12 protein-coding genes, 1 tRNA gene and 1 pseudogene are annotated in these 10,023 nt (G+C 72.2%); 7 read left to right on the top strand and 7 right to left on the bottom strand.

Features of this window, described 5'->3' with window-relative positions; all coding sequences use genetic code 11:
• Positions 1–109 precede the first annotated feature (109 nt).
• Positions 110–643, bottom strand: coding sequence for a DUF309 domain-containing protein (locus tag ACIQCH_RS09890; protein WP_402579840.1), 534 nt, complete (start codon positions 641–643; stop codon positions 110–112).
• A 105-nt stretch (positions 644–748) separates the two neighbouring features.
• Between ACIQCH_RS09890 and ACIQCH_RS09885 the strand changes: the two genes are divergently transcribed.
• Positions 749–825: transfer RNA gene (locus ACIQCH_RS09885), tRNA-Pro, on the top strand.
• Between the two features lie 511 nt (positions 826–1,336).
• Here the strand turns inward: ACIQCH_RS09885 and ACIQCH_RS09880 are convergent.
• Positions 1,337–1,759: an arsenate reductase ArsC gene (locus tag ACIQCH_RS09880; protein ID WP_402579838.1), complete on the bottom strand. Its 423-nt coding sequence runs from the start codon at positions 1,757–1,759 to the stop codon at positions 1,337–1,339.
• Positions 1,760–1,865: 106 nt separating this feature from the next.
• Here ACIQCH_RS09880 and ACIQCH_RS09875 point away from each other — a divergent pair, with 106 nt between their 5' ends.
• The 3 genes and pseudogenes from ACIQCH_RS09875 to ACIQCH_RS09865 form a co-directional block, all read left to right on the top strand.
• Positions 1,866–2,180 carry an ArsR/SmtB family transcription factor gene (locus ACIQCH_RS09875; protein ID WP_402579836.1) on the top strand — a complete coding sequence of 105 codons (315 nt, stop codon included), beginning with the start codon at positions 1,866–1,868 and terminating at the stop codon, positions 2,178–2,180.
• Positions 2,181–2,219: 39 nt separating this feature from the next.
• Complete coding sequence (locus ACIQCH_RS09870) at positions 2,220–3,002, top strand: aquaporin (RefSeq protein ID WP_402579834.1); 783 nt, start codon at positions 2,220–2,222, stop codon at positions 3,000–3,002.
• A 24-nt stretch (positions 3,003–3,026) separates the two neighbouring features.
• Positions 3,027–3,182, top strand: a pseudogene (locus tag ACIQCH_RS09865) (pyridine nucleotide-disulfide oxidoreductase); the annotation flags it as partial.
• 45 nt (positions 3,183–3,227) lie between these two features.
• On the opposite strand, the gene ACIQCH_RS09860 reads toward ACIQCH_RS09865, so the two are convergent.
• From ACIQCH_RS09860 to ACIQCH_RS09850, 3 genes are all read right to left on the bottom strand, one after another.
• Entirely contained in the window at positions 3,228–4,043 is an 816-nt protein-coding gene (locus ACIQCH_RS09860) for a sulfite exporter TauE/SafE family protein (protein WP_402579832.1), read from the bottom strand.
• A 166-nt stretch (positions 4,044–4,209) separates the two neighbouring features.
• Positions 4,210–4,710 carry a GNAT family N-acetyltransferase gene (locus ACIQCH_RS09855; RefSeq protein WP_402579830.1) on the bottom strand — a complete coding sequence of 167 codons (501 nt, stop codon included), beginning with the start codon at positions 4,708–4,710 and terminating at the stop codon, positions 4,210–4,212.
• Positions 4,707–5,075, bottom strand: a complete 369-nt coding sequence (locus tag ACIQCH_RS09850; RefSeq protein ID WP_402579828.1) for an ArsR/SmtB family transcription factor — start codon at positions 5,073–5,075, stop codon at positions 4,707–4,709. The genes ACIQCH_RS09855 and ACIQCH_RS09850 overlap by 4 nt, the downstream gene beginning before the upstream one ends.
• A gap of 396 nt (positions 5,076–5,471) precedes the next feature.
• On the opposite strand from ACIQCH_RS09850, the gene ACIQCH_RS09845 reads away from it, so the two are divergent.
• Genes ACIQCH_RS09845 through ACIQCH_RS09835 form a run of 3 tightly spaced genes read left to right on the top strand, consistent with a single transcriptional unit; the run spans position 5,472 to position 8,310 of the window.
• Positions 5,472–5,678, top strand: a complete 207-nt coding sequence (locus tag ACIQCH_RS09845) for a hypothetical protein (protein WP_402579826.1) — start codon at positions 5,472–5,474, stop codon at positions 5,676–5,678.
• A gap of 51 nt (positions 5,679–5,729) precedes the next feature.
• Positions 5,730–7,094 (top strand): NAD(P)-binding domain-containing protein, encoded by a 1,365-nt coding sequence (locus tag ACIQCH_RS09840; RefSeq protein ID WP_402579824.1) that lies wholly within the window; start codon positions 5,730–5,732, stop codon positions 7,092–7,094.
• Positions 7,095–7,116: 22 nt separating this feature from the next.
• The gene (locus ACIQCH_RS09835; RefSeq protein ID WP_402579822.1) at positions 7,117–8,310 is read left to right on the top strand and encodes an MFS transporter; all 1,194 of its coding nucleotides are present in this window, start codon (positions 7,117–7,119) and stop codon (positions 8,308–8,310) included.
• A 213-nt stretch (positions 8,311–8,523) separates the two neighbouring features.
• Here ACIQCH_RS09835 and ACIQCH_RS09830 read toward each other — a convergent pair whose 3' ends face one another.
• Together ACIQCH_RS09830 and ACIQCH_RS09825 are read right to left on the bottom strand one after the other, a co-directional pair.
• Entirely contained in the window at positions 8,524–8,739 is a 216-nt protein-coding gene (locus ACIQCH_RS09830) for a DUF6243 family protein (protein WP_402579820.1), read from the bottom strand.
• 276 nt (positions 8,740–9,015) lie between these two features.
• Positions 9,016–9,825, bottom strand: a complete 810-nt coding sequence (locus tag ACIQCH_RS09825) for a TIGR02452 family protein (protein ID WP_402579818.1) — start codon at positions 9,823–9,825, stop codon at positions 9,016–9,018.
• Positions 9,826–10,023 lie beyond the last annotated feature (198 nt).

Here is a 10,023-nt window from a genome sequence, read left to right as displayed (position 1 = left end):
CCATCGACCGGACCACCTACAAAGCAACCATCCACATCACCATGCTCACGAGCAGCTCTTGACGCCCCGACCCCGCCCTTAACTGAACGGCGTTGGTACTAGGCCCCCGTCACCCCACGCCCCGCAGCCGCGGCGCCTCCATCCCCGCATCCACCGGCGCTGCGCCGGGGCCGCCCCCGGCGGTCACCCGCCCGCCCAACTCCCGAGCCCACGCCACGAGCCCGACCAGGTCCAGTCCGTACGGCCCTGCCCCCGGCCCGGGCTCCGGCAGCCCCGGCCCCGGAGCCCGGCCCAGCCGCCAGTCCTCCACCCCCTGCGCGCCCCGCAGCAACAGCCGCGCCCCGCCCTTCGCGTTGCCGCGCGCGGCATGCGTCAGCCCGACGGCCAGCTGCGCCAGGGCCCGCCACAGGCCGGCCTCCTCCGCGGGGCCGGACTTCCACGCGTCCTCGAACACCTCGTGCGCGTGGAACGGCATCCCCGCGTCGAGCAGCCGCTGCGCCTCCCGCACCGTGTCGTCCGGGCTGCGCACCACCCCCTCCGGCTGCCGCTCGACACCCTCGGCCCCGTACGGCAACGGCCGCCCCAGCCCGTCCCGCGGCCGCGCGCTCCGCGCCCGCCCTGCACCGTCCCGGTCCCGTTCCATGCCCCCATCCTCCCCGGCCACCCCACCCGTGTCAGCGCACCCCCCGACGTGCGGTAATGTTCTTCCTGCACGCCGGACCGGGGAAAATCCCAGGTCAGCGAGCACCGGGACGTGGCGCAGCTTGGTAGCGCACTTGACTGGGGGTCAAGGGGTCGCAGGTTCAAATCCTGTCGTCCCGACCACGCGGAATCGCGGGTCGGAGGTCGTTCTCTCAATCATGAGAGGACGGCCTTTCGTGCGTTCGGGGTCATGGTGGTCGCACTGTGGTCGCACGTCCGGCCGCAGAGCCTTGGACACCCCGGTGAGCGGCACGCCGGCGGGGATCGTGATCGCGGCCGCCAGGTGGCGCAGGCGGTGGACCGTGATCCTGGGTGCGCCGGATTCTTCGGACGGCTGGCGAAGCCAGTCGAGCACATGGTGCGGCCCGAGCGGTCGCCCGTCTGGTCGGCAGAGGACGAGACCGGAGAACGGGTCGTCAGGGTCGCCGCGAGTGCATGGTGTTGTGAACGCGTGGTGCCGGAGGGTGGTGGCGACGCGCGGTGAGACGGCCACCCACCCGCAACTCGACCGCGTCATCGGCGCCGTGATGACGAGGCGGTTGTCGTCGACAGCGGAGAGGGTGCAGCCCACATGGAGGACGCCCTCCGTCAGGTGGGCGTCGTCCCGAGTGGAATGTCCGTCGGCCGATCAGCGTCAGTTCGCCGGCCCCCGTGCGTCGATCTCGGCCATCAGCTCCTCGATCAGGGACTTGATTTCGTCCCGGATGGGTCGGACGGCCTCGACGCCCTGGCCGGCCGGGTCCTCGAGCTGCCAGTCGAGGTAGGTCTTGCCGGGGAAGTACGGGCAGGCGTCGCCGCAGCCCATGGTGATGATGTAGTCCGAGGCCTGGGCGGCCTCGGGGGTGAGGACCTTCGGCTTCTGGTCGGAGATGTCGATGCCCAGCTCGGCCATGGCGGCCACCGCGGAGGGGTTGATCTGGTCGCCGGGCATGGAGCCGGCGGAGCGGACCTCGACGCGGTCGCCCGCGAGGTGGCGCAGGAACCCTGCCGCCATCTGGGAGCGGCCCGCGTTGTGGATGCAGACGAACAGGACGGACGCGAGCGGGTTCGCGGGCATCGGCTCTTCCTCGTGGTGGCGGGCACGGCTACGTCACCACCGTCAACCGGCGGAACGGATCAGCCAGGGCTGGTATCAGCCCTTGGTGATGTGACAGTATCAGCGGATGATGACGTCAGTCGACACTGATCTGATCCGGGTTCTGGCCGACCCGCTCAGGCTCCAGATCGTGACCCTCCTCGCCCGCGAGACGCTCTGCACCACCCACCTCGTGGAAGAAACGGGTGCGAAGCAGACGAACCTCTCCAACCACATGAAGGTGCTGCGCGAGGCGGGGGTCGTGGATACGGAGCCGTGCGGGAGGTACGTGTACTACCGCCTGCGCCCGGAAGTCATCGAAGCCCTCGCCGGTCAGTTCGCCGACCTCGCCCAGACCGCGCGAGCCACCGCCGAAGCGAACCTCAAGCGGTCCTGCCCGTAGCCTTCGCGCTTTGCCTCACCTGCCCGAGGAGAACCTGCCTTGACCGCCACCGAGCCCGTCGCGAGCGGCGCCGTAGCCGCCGACGCGGTGCCGCAGCCCGCGCCCGGCGCGACTCCGCCCCGTACCCCGCTGATCGCCCGCGCGGCCGCCGAGCTGGTCGGCACCGCCGCCCTGGTCGCGATCGTGGTCGGCTCCGGCATCCAGGCCACCGAGCTCACCGACGACGTCGCCCTCCAGCTGCTGGCCAACTCCACCGCCACCGTCTTCGGCCTCGGCGTGCTGATCGCCCTCCTCGGTCCGGTCTCCGGCGCCCACTTCAACCCCGCCGTCACTCTGGCGGAGTGGTGGACCGCCCGCCGTGGCGGCGCCGGCGTGAACACCCGCGAGCTCGCCGTCTACGTGCCCTCGCAGATCGCCGGTGCGATCGCGGGTGCGATCCTCGCGGACGCGATGTTCGGTGAGCCGCTGGTGAAGTGGTCGCAGCACGACCGTTCCGCCGGGAACCTGCTCCTCGGCGAGGTCGTCGCCACTGCGGGTCTGATCCTGCTGATCTTCGGCCTCGCGCGTACGGACAGGCTGCGGTTCGCCCCCGTCGCGGTCGCCTCGTACATCGGCGCCGCGTACTGGTTCACCTCCTCCACCTCCTTCGCCAACCCGGCGGTCACGATCGGCCGTGCCTTCACCGACACGTTCGCGGGCATCGCCCCGGCGTCGGTGCCCGGCTTCATCGCCATGCAGCTGATCGGTGCCGTGGTGGGTCTGGCGTTGGTGGCGGTCATCTTCATGCGCGGCAAGACCGGCTCCGGGACGCCTTCGGCATGACGCGGGGTCCGGACGTGGTGGTGGGGTCACATCGCCACCACCGGCACCCGGGCCGTGGACGAACCACGCCTGCACCGCCTCGGCTACGGCGACCGGACCGGCCCCGCCTCCGCCACCCTCGTCGGCGTCGGCCGCCCCGCCCGCGACGCCGCGCGGCGGATCCGCGACGTGCTGACCTGACCCCGCCCCGCTTCACCGGGCAGAAGGAACCGAAGGCCGGTGAAGTCAGTCGTGGCGGGCCACCTTGTACGCGGAGACGAGCAGGATCACCGCCAGCGCGGGGATCAGGACCACGTCCGGGAAGACCCCGAGCAGTAGCCCGCCCAGGACCGCACCGGCGATGGAGCCTGCGGCCATGATCGTGGTGAAGCGGAGGTTGGCGCCCAGGACGGCGAAGCTGCCGTCGCGGCTGTAGCGGGCGAAGGCGACGAGCATGGTCGGCAGCGACACCAGCAAGGAGAGGCTTCCTGCGGTCTTGATGTCCTCTCCGAAGAGCAGCACGATCGTCGGGATCAGTAGTTCCCCGCCAGCCACGCCCATGATCGCCGCGACCGCGCCGATGCCGAGCCCGGCCGCGATACCCGCGGGAACCTGTGCCCACAGCGCCAGATCGAGGGCGCCCAGCGTGGTGATGTGTGTGAGGACCAGGGCCGCCGCCATGAGCACCATGAGGGCGGAGAGAACCTTGTAGAGGGTGGCGGAGCGCATCCGGACGGCCCAGGAAGCGCCGGCCCACGCACCGAGCAGGCTGCCGGCCAAGAGGTTGGCCGCGACGGGCCAGCGGGCGGCCACTTCGGCGGCCGGGACCGCAGCCAGCCGGGCGGGAAGCGCGACCAGCACCACGACGAGGCTCATCGCCTTGTTGAGGATGACCGCCGAGAGCGCGGCGAACCCGAACAGGCCGATCAGCAGCGGCAGGCGGAACTCCGCGCCCCCCAGCCCGATCATCCCGCCCAGCACCCCGATCGCAGCACCCGCGGCGAACACCACGGGTGCTGTGTGTGTCCGGCGGAGACCGTCGAGGCCCGGTTCGGTACGCATCACGGCATCCTTGCTGGTCACCGGCCCTCCCGCTACGGCCGGACCTCAGCTTCGGGGAATGCCACCGGGCCGCCGTTCGGGACTCGTCGGGACCTCCGAGCCACAGCACCGGCCGCCCTGCCCAGCCCTGCCGGTGTCTGACGAACCCGTGCCGGCGCAAGTCGACTTACGTCAGGACGGGGCTGCGGCGCTCCAGCAGGATCACGTCCCGCCAGACCCCGTGGTGGCGGCCGATCCGTTCGCGTGTGCCGATGATCCGGAACCCCGCCCGCGCATGCAGGGCGAGGCTGGCGGTGTTCTCGGGGAAGATCCCGGACTGGATCGTCCAGATCCCCGCCTCCTCCGTGGAGGCGATCAGCGCATCCAAGAGGGCTCGGGCGACGCCGCGGCCGCGGGCGTCGGGGTGGACGTACACGGAGTGCTCGACCACACCCGCGTACGCGCACCGGTCGGAGACCGCGCTCGCCGCGACCCAGCCCAGCACCCGGCCGCCGTCGTCATCGAGGGCGACGAAGCGGTGGCCGGGCAGCCGGGCCTCGTCGAACGAGGCCCAGTCCGGGGCCTCCGTTTCGAAGGTCGCGTCGCCTTCGTCGATCCCCGCCTGGTAGATGCCCAGCACCTGCTCGGCATGCTCCGGGCGGAGTTCCTCGACCCGCACTCCGGTCACGCCGGCTTCGCGGCGCCGGCCAGCAGCGCGCCCATGGCGGCGAGCACGGACGGCTCGACCCGGTAGTAGACCCACGTGCCGCGGCGCTCGGAGGAGAGCAGCCCGGCCTCCTTGAGCTTCTTGAGGTGGTGGGAGACGGTGGGCTGGGAGACGCCGACGTCGGAGATGTCGCACACGCACGCCTCGCCGCCCTCGTGGGACGCGACGGCGGAGAACAGGCGCAGGCGCACGGGGTCACCAAGGGCCTTGAACATCTTCGCCGCGACCTCCGCCTCGTCCGCGGACATGGGGCGTTCGGTCAGCGGGGGGCAGCAGGGCGCGACGGCCTCGGGCTCGAGGAGCGGCAGTACCTTCGCATTCGACATACGTCTATGTTGACACATGTCGAACTAGCCCGGCGGCGGGGTGTTTCAGGCGCGGGTTGCGTGGGCGGCCAGGCGGCGGGCTGCCCGGGCGGCGTCCCGGCCCACGCCGCGCAGGGAGTTCGAGGACGGGCTGCGCTGCCATCAAGCTGTCGTGGTGGTGCGGCCATGATCCCGCCGCCCGGCCCGAGGCCTCCGGGGCCACCGGCTTCGGCCCCGCCCGGACCGGGGCGTCCGCGGACGCCGGCCCGACTGCCCGCCTCCGATGGCGACAGCTTCCACGCGCTCCACGGCAGCTCCCGTGAATTAGATAAATGTCTATGTTGACGTCTATCGATACAGGTGCCATGCTGATCGCGTTAGCCATAGACAAACGTCGAAACAACTCAGGGAGTCGTCGTGAACGAGCCGGTCGCCCCCAGCCCGAACTCCGCCGAGGCGGTGGCTTCCTGTTGCGGCCCCGCCTCGGCCACGCGCACCACGGAGGTGGCTCCCGCCGAGTCCTCACCGTGCTGTGGCACCCGCGAGGGCGCAGAAGCCGCCGACGCCTGCTGCGACCCGCAGTCCCAGCGCGAGGCCGTCGCTACCGGCGCCGGCTGCTGCTGACCACCCGATCCCGCCCACCCGCCTGCCTGTACGAAGACCCGGAGACCCGTCATGAGCGAGACCACCACCGAGCTGCCCGTCGTCGTCATCGGGGCCGGCCCCGCCGGACTCGCGGCCGCCGCCCACCTCGTCGACCGAGGCCTCGAACCCCTCGTCCTGGAAGCCGGGACGACCGCCGGATCCGCCGTCCGCGAGTGGGCCCACGTGCGGCTCTTCTCCCGCTGGGGCGAGGTCGTCGACCCGGCCGCCGAGAAGCTCCTCGCTCCGACCGGCTGGGTCAAGCCCGACGAGGACACCTACCCCTCCGGCGGGGACTGGGCCGACCTCTACCTCCAGCCCCTGGCTCACGTCCTGGGTGCACGGGTCCGCTACGAGGCCCGCGTCACCGGCGTCTCCCGGACCGGCCGCGACCGCATCGTCGACGCCGACCGCGAGGCCCAGCCCTTCGTCGTCCACTACGAGAGCACCGACGGCCGCGAGCAGCGAGTACGGGCCCGCGCCGTCATCGACGCCTCCGGCACCTGGTCCACCCCCAGTCCCGCCGGCGGCAGCGGACTCGCCGCCCTCGGCGAGAAGGCCGCCTCGGACCGCATCACGTACCGCGTCCCGGACCTGAAGGACCCCGCCACCCGCGCCCGGTACGCGGGCAAGCGCACCGCCGTCGTCGGCTCCGGCGCCTCCGCCTTCACCGCTCTCGCCCACCTCGCCGACCTCGCCAAGTCCGAGGACGGCCAGGGCACGCACGCGGTGTGGATCCTGCGCCGCGGGATCTCCGGCTCCACCTTCGGCGGCGGCGAGGCCGACCAGCTCCCCGCGCGTGGCGCCCTCGGTCTCGCCGCGAAGGCCGCCGTCGACGGCGGCCACGCCGACGCGGTCACCGGCTTCCGCACCGACGCCTTCGAGCGCACCGAAGACCGCCGCGTGATCCTCATCGGCGAGGACGGCCGCCGCCTGGACCCGGTGGACGAGGTCATCGTCCTCACCGGCCTCCGCCCCGACCTGTCGTTCCTGGCCGAACTCCGCCTCGGCCTCGACGAGCGCCTCCAGGCCCCGGTCGCCCTGGCCCCGCTGATCGACCCCAACCAGCACTCCTGCGGCACGGTCTACCCGCACGGCGTGGGCGAGCTCTCCCACCCGGAGAAGGACGTCTACCTCGTCGGCATGAAGTCCTACGGCCGCGCCCCCACCTTCCTCGCCATGACCGGCTACGAGCAGGTCCGCTCCATCGCCGCCCACCTGGCCGGCGACCACGAAGCCGCCGAGCGCGTCGAGCTCACCCTCCCCGAGACCGGAGTCTGCGGCGGCGCGGGCCTCTTCGACGAGCCCGCCGCCGCCGAGGAGACCGGCGGCGGCTGCTGCGCGGCCCCGGCCACCCTCACCATCGGCGCCGCCCCCGCCTCCTCCGGCGGCTGCTGAGGTGGGCAACCTTCGAAGCGGCGTGGCCGCGACCGGGACGGGGGTCCGGTCGCGGCCACGCGCCGTCCTGCCCGCGCTCTGCCTCACCCAGATCACCGGGTGGGGCATCGTCTACTACGCATTCCCCGTCCTGAACCCGGCCATCACCGCCGACACGGGCTGGAGCGCGGGCGCGACCACCGCAGCGTTCTCCGCCGCCCTCGTCGTCTCCGCCGTAGCGGGGATCTACGTGGGCCGCGTCCTGGACCACCGCGGCCCCCGCGCCGTCATGACCGCAGGCTCCGTGCTGGCTTCGCTGAGCCTGCTGGTGATCGCCGCAGCCCCCAACCTGCCCGCCCTCTTCACCGGATGGCTGCTCGCAGGTGCGGCGATGGCCGCCGTCTTCTACCAGCCGGCATTCGCCGCCCTCACCCGCTGGTGGGCCCCTGACCACATCCGCGCGCTCACCACCGTCACCCTCGCCGGCGGACTGGCCTCCACCGTCTTCGCACCCCTGACCGCGATCCTCGCCGACCACATGTCCTGGCGCGCCACCTACGCGGTCCTTGCCGGCATCCTCGCGGTGCTGACCGTCCCGGCCCACGCAATCGCCCTCAAAGCGGCCTGGCCACCCGCCCCTCCGAGCCCGCCGCACGTCACCGGCGGCCACGAACACGTCGTGCGCAGCCGCGCGTTCTGGATGCTGGCCGTCACCTTCACCCTGTCCGCGTTCGCGATGTACGCCGTCGTCATCGGCCTCGTGCCCCTCCTGATCGAACGCGGCTACACCACCACCCAGGCCGCGTGGGCCCTCGGCCTCGGCGGCGCCGGCCAGACCCTCGGACGGACCCTGTACGCGACTCTCGCCCGCCGCCTGGGTGTCACCGCCCGCACCGTCACCCTGATCGCATGGGGCGCCGTCACCACCGCAGCGCTTGCCATCGTGGGAGCCCCGTACGCGCTGCTCGTTGCCGTGTCCGTCCTGGCAGGGGTGATCCGAGGAAACCTCACCCTCCTCCAAGCCACAGCCGTTACCGACCGCTGGGGCACCACTCATTACGGCCGACTCTCCGGCCTCCTCGGCGCACCAGCCCACGCGGCCGCCGCCCTCGCCCCCTTCGCCGGCGCAGTCCTGGCCGGACCCCTCGGCGGCCACCCCGCGCTGTTCGCACTGCTGGCCTTCGTTTCCACCGCTGCCGCGGTCACAGCGTTCGGGGCCCGCACAGAACAGGGCTGAAGCAGTGATGCGAGCTCGGCTTGCCGTGAGGGCGGTCGTCCGAGTCTCACGCGAGGCCGGGTGCCTCGCTCGCGCTCGGCATCCCAGCGGAACGGACAGACGGCGGTGCTCGGTGCCGCCCTGAGCCGCTGCGCCGAGCGGCAGGACGGGGCCGCGGGACACTGCGTCGTGGTCCGGGCCCTGCCCCGTGCGGTGCCGCTCTGCGGCGGTGCGTCAGTTCCGTGCGGTGCCGTCGCTCGCCTGGTCGGCGGCCTCGGCTGCGGCCGCCTTCTCGCGCATCTTGCGCACCAGCTCCGCCTTCCTGTCGGCGGCGCCCTGGCGGTCGAGGTTGCGGTGCGGACCGTTGCTCTGCCGCTCGGCGCGGGACTGCCTCTTGCGCTGGCCACCGCCCTGGCCCACGGGGTTGTTGATGTTCTTGCTGTCGGTCACGGGTTCTCCCGGTGGTGATGTGAAGTGATCTGCGGATTCATCGGTGGGGGACGGGCGCGGCGACGTGGGGGACGTCAGCGGGAGCCCGTCACGCTCTCACTCGAAAATCGGTGTCTGGAAGAACATGACAAAGACGTTACCCGGTTTCGCCGGCCCCGCGCGCCAGGCTTTTCGCCGCCCCGGCGTTGCCTCACGAAGGGGTGGGCAGCCTGGGTCGCTGCTCAGGACCGGCATTCCTAAGCGGAGTTCTGCGATGTCCGGTGCCGGCGAACATCGTCAACTGGCGAACCTGGCCCGGAAGGCGGCGCGATTGGGGGAGTCGGCCGAGCGGTCCCAGACGGCGAAGGTGACGCGGACGAACGGGGCGCCGTGGGTGTCCAGGGCTTCGGCGAACGCGTCCGCCACCTCGGCCGGGTCGTTACCGAACACGCCGCAGCCCCAGGCACCGAGGACGAGCTCGCGCACCCCGTGGTGGGCGGCCACGCCGAGGACGCGGCGGGCGCGTTCGGTGAGGGTGCCTCTGACGTCGACCTTCTCGGCCGGCGAGTGCAGCGCCAGCTGGCCGGCGTTGGGAGCGGGGGAGGTCAGGAAGGAGACCGGGTACGGCTGGTCGAGCAGAGCGCGGGAACCGTCGCGGATCACCGGTACGTGCGGGGAGAAGATCACCCGGTGGCTGTAGTTGAGGTCGGCGGATGCCCGATGGGCTGCGTAGTAGTCGGGGGCTTCGAGCAGGCACTGGTAGAGGAGAGCAGTGCGGCAGAGGTCCTCCTCCTGGGCCTTGGCCCCGCGCAGGTACCCGCCACCCGGGTTCCGGGCCGAGGCGAAGTTGAGGACGGCGAGGTGCTCGACGCCTTCGTCGGTGAGGCGGCGGGCGGCGCGGATGCTGTCCTCGTCGGTCACCTCGGCCTCACCGGTGAAGGGGCCGGTGGGCTCAGGGACGAAGGCGGGGGAGTAGGAGACGGTCCCGGAGCGGGCGGCGGCGAGGGCGGCGGCGATGGAGACCCGGGTGCCGGTGGCGGTGGTGTAGACGCCGGTGGTCGCGACGTGCTCGTTGTCGGTAGCGAGGTTCCTCAGACGGTTGCTCATGGAGGGCGATGGTAGCGAGGAATTATTGTCAGGGTGACTCTTTTTGGCCGTCCGGCGGGACAGGAGCGCGTGGGCGCCCCGCACGGTCGTGCGCGGCTCGACGGCTCGCGTCGGGTTGCCGGTGCCAGGTGGCGGTGGGTCCATGGAGGGGAGACCGGCGGGTCGAGGAGGGTGGCCCACGGGCGTCGACGATGGCTG

It is taken from the genome of Streptomyces sp. NPDC093225 (assembly GCF_044753805.1).
GTDB lineage: Bacteria > Actinomycetota > Actinomycetes > Streptomycetales > Streptomycetaceae > Streptomyces.
The sequence above is the reverse complement of the archived record's forward strand: the minus strand, read 5'-3'. Positions and strand labels throughout refer to the sequence as shown.